The organism is Sphaerisporangium krabiense, assembly GCF_014200435.1.
GTDB classification, from domain to species: Bacteria; Actinomycetota; Actinomycetes; order Streptosporangiales; family Streptosporangiaceae; genus Sphaerisporangium; species Sphaerisporangium krabiense.
Window position 1 is genome coordinate 682565 of record NZ_JACHBR010000002.1, and the last position, 18981, is coordinate 701545.

The 18981-nt window shown below is 73.3% G+C and carries 12 protein-coding genes; 3 read left to right on the top strand and 9 right to left on the bottom strand.

Features of this window, described 5'->3' with window-relative positions; translation table 11 throughout:
- Nucleotides 1–331: 331 nt before the first annotated feature.
- Together BJ981_RS31050 and BJ981_RS31055 are read left to right on the top strand one after the other, a co-directional pair.
- Nucleotides 332–1489 carry a CaiB/BaiF CoA transferase family protein gene (locus BJ981_RS31050; protein WP_239139264.1) on the top strand — a complete coding sequence of 386 codons (1158 nt, stop codon included), beginning with the start codon at nt 332–334 and terminating at the stop codon, nt 1487–1489.
- The gene (locus BJ981_RS31055; protein WP_184616954.1) at nt 1486–3006 is read left to right on the top strand and encodes a carboxyl transferase domain-containing protein; all 1521 of its coding nucleotides are present in this window, start codon (nt 1486–1488) and stop codon (nt 3004–3006) included. The genes BJ981_RS31050 and BJ981_RS31055 overlap by 4 nt, the downstream gene beginning before the upstream one ends.
- Nucleotides 3007–3093: 87 nt before the next feature.
- Here the strand turns inward: BJ981_RS31055 and BJ981_RS31060 are convergent, their stop codons facing one another.
- Genes BJ981_RS31060 through BJ981_RS31085 form a run of 6 tightly spaced genes read right to left on the bottom strand, consistent with a single transcriptional unit; the run spans nt 3094 to nt 7606 of the window.
- A complete protein-coding gene (locus tag BJ981_RS31060; RefSeq protein ID WP_184616955.1) occupies nt 3094–4350 on the bottom strand; it encodes a hypothetical protein in 1257 nt (418 codons plus the stop codon).
- Nucleotides 4343–4855: an RNA polymerase sigma factor gene (locus tag BJ981_RS31065; RefSeq protein WP_239139263.1), complete on the bottom strand. Its 513-nt coding sequence runs from the start codon at nt 4853–4855 to the stop codon at nt 4343–4345. Before BJ981_RS31065 ends, BJ981_RS31060 begins: the two co-directional genes overlap by 8 nt.
- Entirely contained in the window at nt 4852–5280 is a 429-nt protein-coding gene (locus tag BJ981_RS31070) for a UCP033725 family protein (protein ID WP_184616956.1), read from the bottom strand. The genes BJ981_RS31065 and BJ981_RS31070 overlap by 4 nt, the downstream gene beginning before the upstream one ends.
- Nucleotides 5277–5735 carry a hypothetical protein gene (locus tag BJ981_RS31075; protein ID WP_239139262.1) on the bottom strand — a complete coding sequence of 153 codons (459 nt, stop codon included), beginning with the start codon at nt 5733–5735 and terminating at the stop codon, nt 5277–5279. The genes BJ981_RS31070 and BJ981_RS31075 overlap by 4 nt, the downstream gene beginning before the upstream one ends.
- A 10-nt stretch (nt 5736–5745) precedes the next feature.
- On the bottom strand, nt 5746–6567 hold the full coding sequence (locus BJ981_RS31080; protein ID WP_184616957.1) for a carbon-nitrogen hydrolase family protein: 822 nt from the start codon (nt 6565–6567) through the stop codon (nt 5746–5748).
- Between the two features lie 25 nt (nt 6568–6592).
- Complete coding sequence (locus BJ981_RS31085) at nt 6593–7606, bottom strand: DUF418 domain-containing protein (RefSeq protein WP_184616958.1); 1014 nt, start codon at nt 7604–7606, stop codon at nt 6593–6595.
- 72 nt (nt 7607–7678) lie between these two features.
- On the opposite strand from BJ981_RS31085, the gene BJ981_RS31090 reads away from it, so the two are divergent.
- A complete protein-coding gene (locus BJ981_RS31090; protein WP_184616959.1) occupies nt 7679–8851 on the top strand; it encodes a pyridoxal phosphate-dependent aminotransferase in 1173 nt (390 codons plus the stop codon).
- Between the two features lie 77 nt (nt 8852–8928).
- Here BJ981_RS31090 and BJ981_RS31095 read toward each other — a convergent pair whose 3' ends face one another.
- From BJ981_RS31095 to BJ981_RS31105, 3 genes are all read right to left on the bottom strand, one after another.
- Nucleotides 8929–12105 (bottom strand): S8 family serine peptidase, encoded by a 3177-nt coding sequence (locus BJ981_RS31095; protein ID WP_184616960.1) that lies wholly within the window; start codon nt 12103–12105, stop codon nt 8929–8931.
- Between the two features lie 243 nt (nt 12106–12348).
- Nucleotides 12349–15561, bottom strand: coding sequence for a S8 family serine peptidase (locus BJ981_RS31100; RefSeq protein ID WP_184616961.1), 3213 nt, complete (start codon nt 15559–15561; stop codon nt 12349–12351).
- Between the two features lie 205 nt (nt 15562–15766).
- On the bottom strand, nt 15767–18955 hold the full coding sequence (locus BJ981_RS31105; RefSeq protein ID WP_184616962.1) for a S8 family serine peptidase: 3189 nt from the start codon (nt 18953–18955) through the stop codon (nt 15767–15769).
- Between the last annotated feature and the right edge of the window lie 26 nt (nt 18956–18981).

Genomic DNA, 18981 nt, shown 5'->3' on the forward strand with positions numbered 1-18981 from the left:
GGCCTTGAGAACTCCCAAGGCCCGCGGGTCCGGTGACGGCGCTTCTCGACAGGGGCCTCCTGCTTGTGGCGGATTTCTCTGGGGTCGGTGAGCGTGTGCTCCGATCGTGGTGCTTCCTGCCTGGGCTGGATCATCCAGAGCCGCTGAACGGGTCGCGTGGCGGTGGTTCCGGCTGGGGCCGGAGGTTTCGGGGACGGGGAGCGCGGTCGCGGGCCGGGGGAGGTTCCAGGAGGGGCATCGAGGCGGCGGCGGGGTATGGACGGGAAGGGCGGGGCTGGCAGGCTTGCGGGTGGGGATTATGATGCTCCCCCCGACCCCCGTGGAGGCTACTTTGCAGGGACCTCTGAGCGACATCGTGGTCCTGGACCTGTCCCGGGCGCTCGCCGGGCCGCACGGCGCGCAGATGCTGGGCGATCTGGGCGCCACGGTCATCAAGGTGGAGCATCCCGAGGGCGGAGACGAGTCGCGGGGCTGGGGGCCGCCCTTCGTGGGCCCGGCGGGTGACATCTCGACGTACTTCCTGGCGGCCAACCGCAACAAGAGGTCCCTCACCCTGGACCTGAAGTCCGAGGAGGGCGCCGCCCTGCTCACCCGCCTGGTGCGGCAGAGCGACGTGCTGGTCGAGAACTTCCGCACCGGCGTGCTCGACCGGCTCGGCTTCTCGATGGAGCGCCTGCACGAGCTGAACCCGCGCCTGGTGATCCTGTCCATCACGGGCTTCGGCCACGACGGCCCGGAGGGGGGCAGGCCGGGGTACGACCAGATCGCGCAGGGCGAGGCCGGCCTGATGAGCCTGACCGGGCCTTCGCCCGCCGAGCCGTACCGCGTGGGCGCCTCGATCGCCGACCTGCTCGCCGGGATCCACGGCGCGTACGGGGTGGTGGCCGCCCTGTACGAGCGGGAGCGCACGGGCAAGGGCAAGGTCGTGCGCACGTCCCTGCTGGCCTCGGTGGTCGGCGTGCACTCCTACCACGGGACGGCGTGGACGGTCGGGGGCAAGGTCCCTGTGGCGGCGGGCAACCACCACGCGTCGATCGCGCCCTATGGGGCGTTCCGCTGCGCGGACGGCATGATCCAGATAGCCGTGGCCAACGACGTCCAGTGGCGCAGGCTGGCCCCGGTGCTCGGCGTCGACCCCGCCGATCCGAGGTATGAGGACAACCGGCGGCGGTTCGCGAACCGCGACGCGCTGATCGCCGACATCGAGGGCGCGCTGGCCCGCCACGACCGGGCGCACTGGCTGGCCGTGCTCGCCGAGCGCGGCATCCCGGCCGGCGCCATCCGCTCGCTGGACGAGGTCTACGCCTGGGAGCAGACCCGCTCGCAGGGCCTGCTGGTCACCGTGGACCACCCCGACCTCGGGACGATCGAGCTGCCCGGGTCGCCGCTGAGGTTCGACGACGCCCCACCGGCCGAGCACACGCCCCCGCCACGGCTGGGGCAGGACGATCAGGCCGTGCTGCACTGGCTGGCAGAGCGCGAAGGGTGACCACGCCCGACGGGGCCGCCCTCAAAAGGCCCGACGCCCGCACGCTCATCGACACCGTTCTCGACCCCGGCTCGTGGAAGTCCTGGGACGAGCCACCGCGGGACCCCGCGCCGCCCGGGTCCGCCTACGCCGACGAGCTGGCCGCGGCGCGCGCCAGGTCCGGCTACGACGAGTCGGTCGTCACCGGCGAGGGCCTGCTGGAGGGCCGCAGGGTGGCGGTGATGGCCTGTGAGTTCTCCTTCATGGCCGGGTCCATCGGCGTGGTGGCGGCCGAACGGCTGGTGCGGGCCGTCGAGCGCGCGACGGCCGAGCGCCTGCCGCTGCTGGCCGCGCCCGCCTCGGGCGGCACCCGCATGCAGGAGGGCGCGCTCGCCTTCGTCCAGATGATCAAGATCGGCGCGGCCGTGGCGGGCCACCGGGCCGCGGGCCTGCCGTACATCGTGTACCTGCGCCATCCGACGACCGGCGGGGTGTTCGCCTCGTGGGGCTCGCTCGGCCACGTCACCGCCGCCGAGCCGGGCGCGCTGATCGGCTTCCTCGGCCCGCGGGTCTTCGAGTCGCTGTACGGCTACCCGTTCCCGGAGGGCGTGCAGGTCTCGGAGAACCTGTTCCGGCACGGCCTGGTCGACGCGGTGGTCTCGGCGGAGCACGCCCGCGCGATCGCCGCGCGCGCCCTGGCCGTGCTGTGCGCGCCGACGCGCGGGCTGGAGCGCGGCCCCGAGCCGGTGGAGCGGCCGGTGGAGGTCGAGGCGTGGGAGGCGATCAGCCGGTCGCGGCGCGACGACCGGCCGAGCGTCAGGGCGCTGCTCAAGCTCGGCGCCTCGGACGTCACGCCGCTGAACGGCACCGGCGTGGGCGAGAACGACCCGGGGCTGCTGCTGGCGCTGGCCAGGTTCGGCGCGGCGCCCGCCGTCGTGCTCGGCCAGGACCGGCGGCGGCAGCGGACCGGCCGCCAGCTCGGCCCCGCGGGGCTGCGGGTGGCGCGCCGCGGCATGCACCTGGCCTCCGAGCTGGGCCTGCCGCTGGTCACCGTGATCGACACGGCGGGCGCGGAGCTGTCCAAGGCGTCGGAGGAGGGCGGGCTGGCGGCCGAGATCGCCCGGTGCCTGGCCGACCTGGTGGCGCTGGACGCGCCGACGGTGTGCCTGCTGCTCGGCGAGGGGGCGGGCGGCGCGGCCCTGGCCCTGCTGCCCGCGGACCGGGTGCTGTGCGCGCAGCACGGCTGGCTGTCGCCGCTGCCGCCCGAGGGCGCCTCGGCGATCCTGTACCGGACGATCGACTTCGCGCCGGAGATCGCCAAGGCGCAGGGCGTGCGGGCCGTGGACCTCCAGCGGGACGGCATCGTTGACCGGATAATCCCGGAATTCCCGGACGCCGCCTATGAGCCACGTCCGTTCTGCGAGCGGGTGGCCAGAACGCTCGAGTACGAGATCACCGGCCTGCTGAACCGCCCCGCCGCCGACCGCCTGTCCACCCGCCTCGCCCGCTACCGAGGACTCGGCCTCCGCCCGGACTGAGGCGGGCAGCCCTGTCGGCGCGAGGACGTGGCAGGTTCCCTCCCGCAGCGGGCGGGATCGTGCGCGGGGCGCCCCGGAAGAGCCGTGCTAGGGCGTACGGTCTGGCCCGCTCGGTGCGGGCCGCGGGCCGCTGCGCGTGGGCTCCGTGCCGGGGATGGGGGAGCTCAGCCAGAGGGGTGGGTGGGCGGGCTCGTCGTGGTGCCAGAGCTCTTTGCCCGTCCTGTCCAGGCCCCGGATTCGGTATCCGGACAGGTTCACGTCCTCGCCGGGCTCGACGGGGGTCGCGAACAGGACCACGTCCTGCTGCCACGGGTCGGAGACCGTCGCCGCGTGTATCGTTCGCCGGCGGGGCAGGGTCAGCTCGACCCGGGCCGTCCCCGCCCTGGCGTAGCCGAACCACTGTCCGGCCGCGAAGTGTGACGCCACCGGGACCGTCGTGACCCCATCGGACAGGTGGCCGTCAGGCGGAGAGACGGCCATGTTTCCAGCGAAGTCCGCGCCGACGATCCGGTCTCCGAGCCGCCACACCAGCGACCCGTCGTCGTACATCCGCGCCACCGGCCCCGCCGGCAGGCGCAGCGCCGCACCCACCGGTCTCGCGTCGGACGCCCCCACCGGTTCGGGCACGTCGGGACCGGCCTGCAGCGTCTGGACGATCTCGCCCCCCGCGCCGGAGAACTCGTACCTGTCGGCCGTCGCGCCGTAGGGGTACGTCACCGTCCAGATCGCCAGGGGAGCGCCGGGCAACCGGTGCACCCGCCCCTCGATGCGGGCGCCGTCGGCGCGGACGGCCGCCACTCCGGTGACGCCGTCCACGGCGGTGCCGTAGGCGGTCCGCCGCTCGGGCAGCGGCCAGCCGTGCCCGGTCTGGCCGGCCAGCCGGGCCCGCTCGCCGGGGTGCCCGGCGAGGTCGTCGCCGGACTGACATCCGGCGCTGCTGCCCCCGCGGGGCGTCTGGGTCGCCACGCACAGCTCGACCCCCGGGGCGCCGTCCCGCCGCGCGGCGAACCACAGCCGCATGGGCCGGTTCACGGCGGGGTCGTCCAGGGTCAGCGTCGCGCCGATCGGCGGGCGCGTGGCCGTCTCGGTCTCGTAGGCGTCGTCGCCGGAGGGCGATGTGGTGGGCGATGTGGTGGCGGTCGTCGTCTGCCCGCCCGCGTTCATGACGACGAGGGACGCCCCGCCCAGCACGGCCCCCGCCGCGAGCGGGACGGCGGCCAGCGTCGCCCACGAGCGGCGGCGGGCCCTGGTCAGACGGCGCTGGACGCCGTCCCAGGCGCGAGGATCGGCAGGGTAGGTGGCGGCGCGGGCGCGCAGGGCCTCGCGCAGGTCGTCCTCAATCATCGTTCTTCTCCTCGAGCGCACGGCCGAGTGCCGCGATCGCGCGGCTGGTATGGCTCTTGACCGAGCCGGGGGTGACGCCCATCGCGTCGGCGATCTCGCGCTCGGACAGGTCGAGCCAGTAGCGCAGCACGACGGCCTCGCGCTGGCGGCGCGGCAGGCCGTCGACGGCGGCGAGGAGGTCGCGGTGCCGCTCGGCGATCAGGAACGCCTGCTCGCCGCTGATGGCGGGTGTGGGCGGCTCGGGGCGCCGCAGCCGGGCGATTCGCAGGTGGCGGACGCGGTTGCGGGTCAGGTTGCAGACGATCGCCCGGAGGTAGGGTACGGAGGCCGCGTCATCGCGCAGCCGCCCCCGTCTTCGGTGCAGGCGGGCGAACGCCTCCTGCGCGATGTCCTCGGGGTCGTCCGCGCCGAGCAGCCCGGCCAGCCGGACCATCGCCGGGTAGTGCGCGGCGAAGATGTCGGCGAACGCGGGACGCTCGCGGGACGCGGTCGGAATTCGGGTCACATGCCAGAGACACTCGCGCCCTGGGCCGGTTGACCCGGGATCGGGACGCGTTCCACGCGGATCGAGTGGACCTCGTCGTGCGGCACCACGACCTCGTAGGCGCCGTGGTCGACCATCCAGTAGCCGAGGGCCTCGGCCTTCGGGCCGCTGTGGCCGGTGTAGGCGATGTGCAGGCCGTCGTCGTCCTCGTCGAGGACCACGCAGGGCTCGCCGCCGAACGCGCCGACCGTGCGCAGCAGGACCAGCCACTGCAGGTCCTCGCGGCGGACCCGGCGGCGCCAGTAGCCGCCGGCCCGCTCGAAGCCCTCGCGGGGCTCCTCGCTGAACAGGACGACCTCGCCGGGCCCGGGGCCGAGCGCGGCGGCGTAGGTCTGGTCGTGCTGGCGGGCGATGAAGCCGAGGCCCACGGGCTCGATGTCGCTCATGCCGCCCGCCGCCAGGTCAGCCCGTCGTAGTCGGCGAAGCGCCGCTCGCCCTTGGCGGTCATGTGGTGGATCTCGGCGCCGGCCGGGATCGGCATCGGCGTGGTGTGGAACTGGGGGACGACGTGCTGGCGCGAGGTGGTGAAGCCGTTGCCGGCGAAAGGCGGCGAATCGTTCCAATCTCCGCCCATGTGCGGGCCGTAGGGGACGACGTAGGCGTCGGACTCGCGGGCCTGCCACCGCAGGATGTACAGCTCGGGCACAGCGGGCGTCAGTTCCGAGCCCTCGAAGGTCAGGTCGAGGGCGGAGACGAGCTGCTCGGGGGTCGATAACCGTGAGCAGTCCTGGACGCGGTAGACGTAGCCCGAGATGATCGTGCGCTGGCCCGCGAGGTAGGGCACCAGCAGCCGAGGGGGGATGACCTTCTGCATCTGGGTGCTTGGTGCCGGCTCGCTCACACCCGGTATTTTACGATCTGGCGACCTCGGCTTTCCGCACGGTGCCGTAAATATCCGCGCGGCGGTGCGCGAGGCTCGGCAGGGTGGCGCGCACCCGCTCGGTCTCGCCGGGGTCGATCTCGACGACCTGGACGCACGGCGCGGGCCCGAGGTCGGCGCGCACCACGCCCATGGGGTCGACCAGCATGCTCCTGCCCACCCCGAAGCCGTCCCTGGCCTCGGGGTTCGGGGCCTGGCCCACGGCGATGGTCCAGGTGGTGTTCTCGATGGCGCGGGCCTTGACCAGCGTGGTCCAGTGCTCCTCCTTCATCGGCCCGGAGCCCCAGGCGGCGATGACGGCGAACGCGTCGGCGCCGAGGTCGACCAGGGCGCGGGTCAGCTCGGGGAACCGGACGTCGTAGCAGGTGACGAGCCCGATCCGCAGCCCGGCCACCTCCGCGACGACCGGCTCGGCGCCGGGGGCGACCAGGTCGGACTCGCGGGCGCCGAAGGAGTCGAACAGGTGGATCTTGCGGTACGCCGCGACCCGCGTGCCGTGGCGGTCCAGCGCGACGGCGGTGTTGTACACCCGGCCGTCCGCGGGCTCGAACGTGCCGAGCACGACGGCCACCTCGTGCGTGCGGGCGGCGGCGGCCACGGCGGTCATGAAGGGCCCGTCGAGCGGCTCGGCGTGGTCGGCGACGGCCTTGCCGAACCGGGTGAGCGTCGCCTCGGGGAAGACGGCGAGGGCGGCGCCCCGCGAGGCGGCCCTGCCGAGCGCGTCGCGCACGCGTTCGAGGTTGGTCTTCGGGTCGTCGGACACCGGGATCTGGCACAGGGCGATGCGGGTCACCCGACCAGCGTAAGCGCGGGCGGGGTCAGTTGCCGAGATCCCCGGCCGCGTGGCCGGGGGACGGGAGCGGCGCGGGGGAGGCGCGCCGGTTCGGCACCACCTCCCACCAGGTCAGGCAGCGCCACGCCCACTCCAGGGGTCCGTAGCGGAAGCGCGCCAGCCACCAGTGCGCGAAGGCGGCCAGCAGGGCGAGCAGCGCGGCGCCGAACGCGACGGCGGTGAGCCGGGTGGTGTCCCGGGCCAGCAGCGGGGCGGCGGCGACGGCGCAGAGGCCGCCGGACAGGTAGGCGGTGAGCGTGATCCGCCCGAGCGGCCGGAGGAACGCGGCCAGGGCGGGACGCGCGCGGACCAGCAGGAGCACCCCGGCGCAGTACGCGGTGGCGGCTGCCAGCCCGGCCAGCGGGTACACGGCGGGCGTGTAGCGGAACTCGAACGTCTCCGGGTGCGTCCACAGGTGGTTCCAAGCCCAGGTGAGCGCGACGGCGAGCGGCGCGCTCACCGCCAGCGTGGGCACGAGGACGCGCGGGCCGGGCCTGTACTCGATCACGGCCATGCCGAGCAGGAAGAGCCCCGGAACCAGCCAGATGCCACCGAACTGGAGGAACGTCGCCCACGCGGTGGCGGCGATCCCGGCCGCGAGGACCAGCCACCGGGGGAGGAAGGACGCGGGCAGCAGCACGACCGCCCCGGTGATCGCGTACGGCAGCAGCACCTCGCCCGGGCTGGCGAGCCCGTGCAGCAGCCCGAGGCAGGCCAGGACGGCGAGTCTGCGCAGCAGCGGCCACCACGGGCGGGGCGTCCGATGGGCCGCCGAGCGGAGGAAGAGGACGAAGCTCACGCCGAAAAGGACGGAGAAGATCGGATAGAAGCGGCTTTGCAGGAGGTTGTCGAAGACCCAGTCCGCGGGGGCCGGGGGGTGCTCCGCCAGTTCTCCCATGGTGTGCTGCCAGGTGTTCACCAAGGTGATCCCGCAGACCGCGAAACCGCGCAGGGCGTCCAGTTCGTGGATGCGCGTCCCCGGGACGGCCTCGCTTCGCATGCCCTATATATACGGCTATTTCTGACATTCGCCCGAGGGGTCGACGCCGGAAGGCCCGATAGGCTGCTGCGCGTGAGCGAACCTCTGGTGGCGCGCATGCGCGAGTTCGGCACGACCGTCTTCGCCGAGATGACGGCGCTCGCCGTCCGGACGGCCTCGATCAACCTCGGGCAAGGGTTCCCCGACACCGACGGCCCCGAGGCCATGCTCGAACGCGCCGTGGCCGCGATCAGGGAGGGCCTCAACCAGTACCCGCCCGGCCCCGGCGTCCCCGAACTGCGGCAGGCGGTCGCCGAGCACCGCAAGCAGCACTACGGCCTGGTCTACGACCCCGACGGCGAGGTCCTCGTCACCGTCGGCGCGACCGAGGCGCTGGCCGCGTCCGTCCTCGCCCTGTGCGAGCCCGGCGACGAGGTCGTCGTCTTCGAGCCCTACTACGACTCCTACGCCGCCGCGCTCTCCCTGGCCGGCGCCGTGCGCAGGCCGGTGACGCTGCGGCCGGTGGAGGGCCGGTTCACCTTCGACCCCGCCGAGCTGCGCGCCGCCGTCGGCCCGCGCACCCGGGCCATCCTCGTCAACTCCCCGCACAACCCGACCGGCACCGTCTTCACCCTGGAGGAGCTGACGGCCATCGCCGCCGTCGTCGAGGAGCACGGGCTCATCGCCATCACCGACGAGGTGTACGAGCACCTGACCTTCGACGGCGTCCGGCACATCCCCCTCGCCACGCTGCCGGGCATGCGCGAGCGCACCGTCATGATCTCCTCGGCCGGCAAGACGTTCTCGGTGACCGGCTGGAAGACCGGATGGGTGTGCGCGCCGCGTGAGCTGGTGACGGCCGTCCAGACCGTCAAACAGTTCCTCACCTTCACCTCCGGCGCTCCCTGGCAGCTCGCGGTCGCGCACGGGCTGCGCGAGGAGCTGGCCTGGGTCGGCGGCATGCGCGACGGACTGGCCGCCAAGCGCGACCGGCTCATGGCCGGCCTGTCCGCCGCCGGGTTCGAGGTCTACCGCCCGGCGGGGACGTACTTCGTGCAGACCGACATCACGCCGCTCGGCTTCACCGACGGCCTGGACCTGGCGCGGCGGCTGCCCGAGCTCGCCGGCGTCGTCGCCATCCCGACGCAGGTCTTCTACGACCGCCGCGAGCTGGGCAGACGCTTCGTCCGCTTCGCCTTCTGCAAGAAGGACGAGGTCATCGACGAGGCGGTGGCCCGGCTCGCCCGCCTGCGCGGGGCCGTCTGAGGACTCGGGAACGCGCGAGAAGGCGCGGCGGCGGTCCGGGCCGGTGCCGGTCCGCCGCCGCGCTCGGGGTCGGATGGTCAGTTCTGGACGGCGTACGCCCGAATGATCGTCTGCTTCACCTGGACACCGCCGGGGCCGGTGGCGGTGGCGCGCAGGGTGACGGGGCCGGGGGTGGCGGGGTTGGTCACCGAGGTGGTCCAGCCCTCGCCGTTCCGGCGGACCTGCAGCGTCCGCCAGGTGGCGCCGTCGTCGAAGGAGGCTTCGACGACGGGGGTGTCCAGCTCGCCGCCGTCGGCGGTGATCGGGATCTCGGTCACCGTGCCGGGCCTGGCCCGGTTGTAGGCGTCCAGCCCCTCGGGGGCGAATCGCACCGACGGCACCGCGAGTGGCGTGCTGTCGTCGGTGTGGGCCGAGGTGAACGTCCAGGAGGCGTCGATCGCGGTGGCCAGCGCGGCGTAGGGGACGTCACGGCGGGCGGAGACGTTCACGGTGTAGTCGCCCTCGCCGGCGGGGACCCGCGCGGCGAGGCGGCACCAGTCGGCGACGAAGCAGTCTTCCAGCTCGATCCGCTCCAGGACCTCGCCGTCCTTGGCCAGGGACACCGTGCCGGTGACGTTGCTGTCCCAGCCGGTGTGGCCGATGCCGCCGTCGGTGAACAGCCCCTCCGGCGTGTAGGCCAGTTCGTCGCCGGTCCGCGTCACGCGTGGCGCGGAGGGGCCGGTCACCGCCGCGTTCCACAGCTCGGCGGACTGCCCGGCCCGCACGGGCCGCTGCTGAAGGTCGACGAGGGAGTACCCACCCTGCGTGAGCCGGCCGGACCAGAGCAGGTCCTGTCCCGGCGTCAGGTAGTTGTCGACCGTGCTCGGCATCGTGACGGTGGTGGGGGCACTGCGCAGTTCCTCGTCCGTGCCGCGAAGGACGAACCACCTGGCGAACTGCGCCGTGGCGTCCGCGTTCTGGGCGCGGAAGGTCATGCTGACCTTGGCGAGGTCGGCCTTCGCGAATCGCCTGGCCGGGTCGGCGGGGATCTGGCCGGTGCGGCGGTCGACCAGGTCGTACCGGATCGGTGCCGCGCCACCCCCCGTCAGCACCTGGTATGCCAGGTATTCCAGGCCCGGCCGGCTGGAGGGCAGCGTGTACGCGGCCTCCCCCTGGGGGACGAGGTATTCGCGCACGTACCCGTTGCCCCCGGTGTTGCCCAGATTGATCGCGAGCTGGCCGGTGGGTTCGGCCGCGGGGTCGTCCACCGTGAGGCTGATCCGCCGGCCCAGGCGGGCGTCGAGCGTCAACCTCACGGCCGCGGGGCCGATCGTGAACGCGCGGTCGGTGAACGTGCTTACGCCCTTCTCCGACAGTTGCGCGTTGAGGTTCCACTCGCCGGGCCCCAGACGGACCTCCGCGACGCCGTCGACGAACCGCAGGCTGGAGCGTTCACCGGTCTTGAGGTTGAACAGCGCCGCGTCGACCTCCTGAACAGGACCGCCGTCCCTGCCGACGGCCCTGACCGTCAGGTCGTAGGACTCGGGTTCGATATAGGCGCCGGCCAGGGTGCGTACGGTGAGCTCGCCCGCGGTGGCGGTGAGCGTACCGGTGTAGACGCCCGGTCGCAGGCCGGAGTCCAGGGTGAGGGTCACCGAGGCGTCGCCGCCCGCCGGGACGGTGAGGTGGCCGGCGGACAGCGTGTAGGGACCGTCTTCGGTCAGCGCGAGCTCCACCGGCTCCTGGGAGGCGTTGGTGTAGGTGACCTCCTTGGTGACGTCCTCGTCGTTGTGGGGCCAGGCGAGGTAGGTCCAGAGGTTGCCGGTGTCGTTCGTCACGCTCTGCGTGACCGCGCGGGCCACGTCGACCCGGCCGGCGCCTTGCTCGTAGGGGGTCATGCCGGCGCCCGGCCTGGCCGTGGCGATGAGCGCGGCCTTGAGGCGTTCGCCGTTCCAGCCGGGGTGCTGCTGGGCGAGAATGGCGGCGGCGCCGGCCACGTGCGGGGCCGCCATCGAGGTGCCGCTCATGGCCACGTACGGGTCGCCGGGGCCGCCGGCGCCGCTGCGTGCCGCGACGATTCCCATGCCCGGTGCGGTGATGTCCGGTTTGACGGCTTGGTCGATGATGCGCGGGCCCCGGCAGGAGAACGGGGCCAGGACGTCGTTCCGGTCCACCGCCCCCACCGTCAGCGCGGCATCGGCGCTGCCGGGACTGCGGACGGGCTCCCCGGCTTTCCTCAGGTTGCCGGCCGCGACGACGAACAGGGTTCCCGTCTGCTCGCTGAGGGTGTTCACCGCCTCTTCGAGCGGGTCCAGCCCGCGGGTGTCCGGCACGCTGAGGCTCATGTTGACCACCGGCGCCTTGATCTCGGTGGCCGCCCACTCCATGCCGGCGATCACATCGGACACCTGGTTGTCACCGCCGGCCCCCAGGACCTTGCCGACGGCGATCTTGGCGTCGGGGGCGACGCCCTTGTACCTGCCGCCGGAGGCCGCGCCCGAGCCCGCGACGGTGGAGGCCACATGGGTGCCGTGGTCGACCAGGTCCCGCATGTCGGGCTCGTCGGTGAAGTTGGCGGTCTGCGAGACGACGCCCTTGAGGTCGGGGTGGTCGGGGTCGTAACCGGTGTCAAGGACGGCCACCGTGACGCCCTTGCCCGTGAGACCCTTCTTCCACGCCTCGGGGGCGCCGATCTGCGGGACGCTCTTGTCCAGGGCCGGGGAGACCCCGCCGTCCAGCCACAGCTTGGCCACGCCGGACGCGAGCGTCCTGGCGCCCGCGGCGGGGCGTAGCTGCCGCCAGACCGCGGCGGCCTGCGCCTTGGGCACCTCGGCGGCCCTCAGGCCGACGGAGCGCAGCGTGCGCCCGGCGGCGGCGGCCTTGGGGGCCGCGCCGCCCTTGGTCATGATGGGGATGCTGGCGCGGTGGGCGTCGTCGTAGCCCCACTCCAGCAACTGCGTCACGTCGAACAGGCGCTCGTCCACCAGGCCTTCGCCGATCAGCGGCGCCGCGTCGGAGGGCAGCACGTAGGTGTGCCCGGCGACCTTCTCGATCGAGAAGGAGACCGTGCGCCCGGGGCCCGGCGTCACCTGGTATCCCCGCGGGGCGCCCGGCGTCTCCGACACGCTCACCCGGTCCCCGGTGATGAGCGTGACGGTGCCGAGCGCCCGTGAGGGGGCGGGTCGTGCCGCGGCCGTGCCGGCGGCCGAGGGCGTCGCCGGCACGCCCAGCGCGGTCAGAGCCGCGAGGGCGACCGCTGCGGTTATTCGTTTCATCGACATCCTTTGCGAATGGTTTAATTTCCGCTCCTTTCATTTGTAGGCGAAAAAAACGGCGCATGGTGATCTAATTTCACGGAGTTCTTTCCGAATAAGTCGCGCGCATTTTCCCGGCGGCCGGTGAGCGGCCCCGATCGAGACGCGGTCACCTTCGCCGCCGCGCCCCGGCGGTCCGGAGAGCGGGCGGACATGACGCGGCGGCGGGCCGGTGTCCCGGTCCGCCGCCGCGCCGTCGTCAGATCATCGGTGGACGGCGTACGCCCGCGTGATCGTCTGACTCACCTGGAGGCCGTCCGGGCCGCCCGCCGAGGCGCGCAGCGACACGAAGCCGCGCGAGCGGGGGTTGGTCACCGTGGTGACCCATCCCTTGCCGTCCTGGCGCACCGGTAGCGCCCGCCAGGTCCTGCCGTCGTCGAAGGACGCCTCGACCTTCGGGGTGGAGATCTCGCCGCCCTTGGCGGTGATCGGGATCGTGGTCACCGAGCCGGGCAGGGCGCGGTTGTAGGCGTCCAGCCCTTCGGGGGCGTAGGTGATGGAGGGCACCGCGATCCGCTCTCCCACCGTCGTGTGCGCCGACCTGAACGTCCAGGTCGATTGGACGGCGGTGGACAGCGCGGCGTAGGGCGCCTTGCGGCGGGCCGACACGTTCAGCGTGTAGGTCTCCGGGCCGGCCGGGACCGGCACCAGCAGGACGCACTGGCCGGCGTGGTCGCAGATCTTCAGGTCGGCCCGCTGCAGCACCGTGCGGCCCTTGGCGAGGGTGGCCGACCCCGTGACGTTCCCGTCCCAGCCGGGACGGCCCTGCCCGCCGTCGGTGAACAGCCCGTCCACGATGTAGGCGATCTCGTCCCTGAACCGCAGCACGGGAGGCGCCGCGGGGCCGGCGACGGCCGTGTTCCACACCTCGGACGAGTGACCGGGCGGCGCCGGGCGGCCTTCGCCGTCGAGCAGGACGTAGGCCCCGTCCTCGTGCGTGAACATCGCGTACCACGACAGGCCGAGCCCGGGGGTGACGTAGTCGGTCAGCGTGCCGGGGACCTTGACGTCGGACGAGCCGACGCCGAGCACGAAGGCCCCGTAGCGGGGCAGGCCCGGCGTGCGGTCGAACTGGGCGGAGGCGGACACGCCCTGCGCCCGCAGGTCCGTGGTGACCTGGGCGAGCTCGGCCCTCCTGAATCGGCCGCCCGGGTCGGCGGGGATGCCGTCGGCCCGGTAGTCGGCCAGGTCGTACCGTGCCGTGCCGCTCCCGTCGCTCCCGTCGCTCCCGCCGCTCTCCCACACCGCGCGCAGCAGGTACTCGAGGCCGGCCTGGCGGGAGGGCAGGGCGTACAGCCCGCGCCCGGGGTCGCGGCCCTGCGCGGTGGTGCTCTCGAACAACGAGTCGCCGTCGGTCAGGCGCAGGCTGAGCTGGAACGCCCCCGTGGGCCTGGCCTCCGGGTCGTCCACGGCGAAGCGGACCGGAGCGGCCTGGCGCGTGTCCAGCGCGAGATCGACGTCCGCCTTGTCGATCCTCACCCGCTGGTGGGTGAAGGTGTACGCGCCGGGCTCGAACAGGTCGGCGATCAGGTTCCAGTCGCCGCGCGGCAGCCGCGTCGCACCGGCCCCGCCGGAGAACGGCACCTCCTCCATCTCGCCGGTCTTGACGTCGTAGAGGAGCGCGGCGACGCCGTCGAGGGGCTTGCCGTCCCTGCCGGTCGCCGTCATCTTCAGGTCGTAGGACTCCGGTTCGACGAAGGCGCCGGCCAGGCTGCGCACGGTCGTCTCGCCCGCGGTCGCGGTGACGACGCCCGGGTGGCCGCCCGTCTCCAGGCCCGCGTCCAGGGTGAGGCGCACCGACGCCGTGCCGCGCGCGGGGACGGTGAGACGGTCGGCGGCCAGGGTGTACGGACCGTCCTCTGCCAGGGCGAGGTCCACCGGCGCGTCAGAGGTGTTGGCGTAGGTGATCTCCTTGGTGACGGGCTCGGCGCCGCCGCCGGGCCATGGGATGAAGGTCCAGACGTTCGGCGTCTCGGCCACCACGGTCTGGGTGAGCGCGCGCGCCACGTCGACCCGCCCGGTGCCCTCCTGGTACGGCGTCAGCCCCGCGCCCGGCTTGGCCGACGCCATGAGCGCGGCCTTGAGCCGGGCCCCCTTCCAGTCCGGGTGCTGCTGGGACAGGATCGCGGCCGCGCCCACGACGTGCGGGGTGGCCATCGAGGTGCCGCTCTTGGAGACGTAGCGGCCGGTCGTGGTGCCCTTGGCCCCGGCGGCGACGATGCCGGAGCCGGGGGCGGTGATGTCCGGCTTGGCCGCGCCGTCGTCCATGCGCGGGCCCTGGCTGGAGAAGTAGGCCAGGGCGTCGGCGTGGTCGACCGCGCCGACCGTCAGCGCGGCCTCGGCGCTGCCGGGGCTGTTGATGGACTTGGCCTTGCCGGAGTTGCCGGCCGCGATGACGAACAGCGTGCCGGTCCGCTCGCTGAGGGTGTTCACCGCCTGCTCGACCGGGTCGAGGCCGCGGGTGTCCGACCCGCCGATGCTGATGTTGACCACGGGGGCCTTGACCGTCGTCGCGGCCCACTCCATCCCGGCGATCAGGTCGGACTCCTCGACCCCGTAGAGCCCGCCGACCTTGCCGAAGGCGATCTTGGCCCCCGGGGCGACGCCCTTGTACTTGCCGCCCGAGGCCCGGCCCGAGCCCGCGACGATGGAGGCCACGTGAGTCCCGTGGCCGACCAGGTCCTTCGTGTCGGGCTCGTCGGAGAAGTTGACCGCCTGAGTGACGACCCCTCGCAGGTCCGGGTGGCGGGCGTCGTAGCCGGAGTCGAGGACGGCCACCGTCACGCCCTTGCCGGTCAGGCCCTTCTTCCAGGCCTCGGGGGCGCCGATCTGCGGGACGCTCTTGTCGAGCGTGAAGGAGAGCCTGCCGTCCAGCCAGAGCTTGGTGACCCCGGCCGCGAGCGTCTTGGCGGCGGCGCCGGGGCGCAGGTCCCGCCACACGCCGGCGGCGCCGGCCTTCGGCACCCGTGCCGCGGACAGGCCCATGCCGGCCAGGGCGCGCCCGGCCGTCGCGGCCTTGGGCGCGGCGCCGCCCTGGGTCATGATCGGGATGTCGGCCCGGTGGGCGTCGTCGTAGCCCCACTCCAGCAACTGCGTGACGTCGAACAGGCGCCGGTCGACCAGGCCCCTGCCGACGAGCGGGGCCGCGTCCGACGGGGTCACGTACGTGTGGCCCGCGAACGTCCGGACGGAGAAGGAGACGTCACGCCCGGCGCCCGGCCTGATCTGGTAGGCGTGCCGGCCTCCGGGTGTCGCCGACATCGTCACACGGTCGCCCGTGACGAGCGTGACGGTGGCGGTCGGGGCGCCCGGTAAGGCGCCGGGCTGTGCCGTGGCCGTCGCGCGGGCCGACGGCACCGCCATCACCCCCAGCGCGGTCACGGCCGCGAGGGCGAGTGTTGTGGCTTTGTGCGTCATATTCGTCCCTTTGCGGTTCGCTTAACTACCGGTCAATAACGTAGTACGCGACAAAAGGGACGAATAGCTTTCCGGCTCGCAGCAATACTTACGGACAAGTCGGATATAGATGGCTTTAAGGGATGTCGAGTGATATATCGCTCGACGAAGCCGGTTGGCGCGGCGGCGGGCCGGGACGCCGGTCCGCCGCCGCGCCGTCCTCAGATCAGCGCTGGACGGCGTACGCCCGCGTGATCGTCTGCTTCACCTGAACCCCGTCCGGGCCCTCGCCCGTGGCGCGCAGGGACACGAAGCCGGGGGAGGAGGGGTTGGTCACCGAGGTGGACCATCCCTTGCCGTCCCGCCGCAGCTGCAGCGCCCGCCAGGTCTTGCCGTCGTCGAACGACGCCTCGACCGTGAGCGTGGTCAGAGTGCCGCCGTCGACGGTCACCGGGATCCTGGTCACCGAGCCGGGCGCGGCCCGGTTGGAGGCGTCCAGCCCCGCGGGGGCGTACCGCACCGCCGGCAGCGACAGCGTCGCGTACTCGTCGGTGTGCGCCGAGCGGAACGTCCAGGAGGCGTCGAGCGCGGTCGCGAGCGTGGAGTAGGGCACGTCACGGCGGGCCGACACGTTCACCGTGTAGCTCGCCGCGCCGGCGGGGACCGTCGCCTGCAGGGCGCACTGGCCGGGGAAGTCGCAGTCCTCCAGCCCGATCTCCTGCAGGACCTTGCCGTCCCCGGTCAGGGACGCCTTGCCCGTGATGTTGCCGTCCCAGCCGGACCGGGGCGCGACGTCGCTGAACAGGCCGTCCGCGATGTAGACCAGCTCGTCCTGGAACCGCAGCGCGGTCTGCGCGGACGGGCCGGTCACCGCCGCGTTCCACACCTCGGAGGTGTGCCCGCGCCGCACGGTGCGACCGCTGAAGTCGAGCGAGGTGTAGTAGCCGTCGACCGTGTGCGCGAACCCGGCGAACCAGTCCAGGTCATGACCCGGCGTCACGTAGCTGTGCAACGTGCTCGGGACCGTGACCGGGGCGGAGGTTGCGCCGAGGACGGCGAACTCCGCGTTCGGCATGCCGACGGACCGGTCGAACTCGGCGGCGGCGTTCACGTTCTGCGCCCGCAGGGTCGTGTCGATCCTGGCGAGCTGGGCCTTCTTGAACCGGCCGCCGGGGTCGGCGGGAATCTGGCCGGCCCGGTAGTCGACCAGGTCGTACCGGCTCGGCTCCGCGCCGCCGCTCGTCAGCGCCGTGCGCGCCAGGTACTCCAGCCCGGCCTGCCGGGAGGGCAGGGCGAACACGCGGAGCGACGGGTTTCCGGACGCGGTGAACACGTTCTCGTAGGAGTTGTCGCCCTCCTTTCTGCGCAGGCCGATCTGGTAGATGCCGTCGCCCTTGGCGGCGGGGTCGTCCAGGGAGAAGCGGACCTGCTTGCCCTGGCGGGCGTCGAGCGCCACGGTCAGGTCGCGCGTGCCGACGGTGACCGCGCGGTGGGTGAAGGTGTAGTCGTCACCCTCGAGCAGGTCGGCGGTGAGGTTCCACTCGCCGCGCTGCAGGCGGATCTTCCCGGCGCCGTTCGAGAACCGCACGTCCTCGAATCCACCGGACTTCAGGTCGTACAGCGTCACCCACGCGTCGTCCAGGGGCCGGCCGTCCCTGCCGGTCGCCGTCACCGTGACGTCGTAGGACTCGGGCTCGACGTAGGCGCCCGCGAGGCTGCGCACGGTGACGTCGCCCGCGGTCGCGGTGACCGTCCCGGGGTAGGTGCCCGGCTTGAGGCCGGAGTCGAGCGTGAGCGTCACCGACGCCTTACCGCCCGCCGGGACGGCGAGGTGGCCGGCCGAGAGCGTGTACGGGCCGTCCTCGGCCAGCGCCAGGTCCACCGGCGCGTCGGAGGTGTTGGCGTAGGTCAGTTCCTTGGTGACGGCCGGTCCGCCGCCGGGCCAGCGCACGAACGTCCAGAGGTTCGGCGTGTCGGCCACGACGGTCTGGGTGACGGCGCGCGCCACGTCGACGCGCCCGGCGCCCTGCTGGTAGGGGTTCAGGCCCTCGCGCGGCTTCGCGCTGGAGATCAGCGCGGCCTTCAGCCGGGCCCCGTTCCAGTCCGGGTGCCGCTGGGCCAGGATCGCCGCGGCGCCGACCACGTGCGGGGTGGCCATCGAGGTGCCGCTGTGGGCGGCGTACGGGTTGGCCGGGGCGCCCCCGGCGTTGGCCGCGGTGATGTCCACGCCGGGCGCGGTGATGTCCGGCTTGACGGCGCCGTCACCGACGCGCGGTCCCTGGCTGGAGAAGTCCGCCAGCGCGTCGTTCTTGTCGACCGCGCCGACCGTCAGCGCGGCGTCGGCGCTGCCCGGGCTGCCGATCGACCGCGGGCCGTCGTTGCCCGCCGCGATGACGAACAGCGTGCCGGTCTCCTCGCTGAGGGTGTTCACGGCCTGCTCGACCGGGTCGAGGTCGCGGCCGTCCGGCCCGCCGATGCTGACGTTGACCGCCCGCGCCTTGACCTCGGTGGCGGCCCACTCCATGCCGGCGATCAGGTCGGACTCGTCGATGCCGTACTCGCCGCCCACCTTGCCGAAGGCGATCTTGGCGTCCGGGGCGACGCCCTTGTACTTGCCGCCCGACGCCTGACCCGACCCGGCGACGATGGAGGCCACGTGCGTGCCATGGCCGACCAGGTCGTCGGTGTTCGGCTCGTCGGAGAAGTTGGCCGACTGGCTGATCACCCCCTTGAGGTCGGGGTGGTCGGGGTCGAACCCGGAGTCCAGGACGGCGACCGTCACGCCCTTGCCGGTCAGGCCCTTCGCCCACGCCTCCGGCGCGCCGATCTGCGGAACGCTCTTGTCGAGCGAGAAGGACAGCTTGCCGTCCAGCCACAGCTTGGTGACGCCCGCGGTGAGGGACCTGGCCCCCGCGGCCGGCTTCAGGTCCTTCCACACGGAGGCGGCCTGCGCCTTGGGCACCCGGGCCGCCGACAGTCCGGCGGCGTCCATGGCGCGGCCGGCCCTGGCGGCCTTAGGTGCGGCGCCGCCCTGGGTCATGATCGGGATGTCGGCGCGGTGCGCGTCGTCGTACTTCCAGTTCAGAAGCTGTGTCACGTCGAACAGGCGGCGGTCCACCAGCCCCCTGCCCACGAGCGCCGCCGCGTCCGAGGGGACCACGTAGGTGTGCCCGGCGATCTCACGGATCGAGAACGAGACCTTCCGTCCCGCGCCGGGCGCGACCTGGTAGGCCCGGGGGCCTCCCTTCGCGCCCGACACGGTCACCCGGTCGCCCGTGATGAGCGTGACGCTGCCGAGCCCTCGCGCGGGCCCGGGTCGTGCCGCGGCCGCGGCCGTGGCGGCGGCCGAGGGCACCGCCATCACGCCCAGTACGGTCGTCGCCGCGAGGGCGATTGTTGCGGCTTTTCGCTTCATCGTCGTCCTTTGCGGTTCGTTTACTA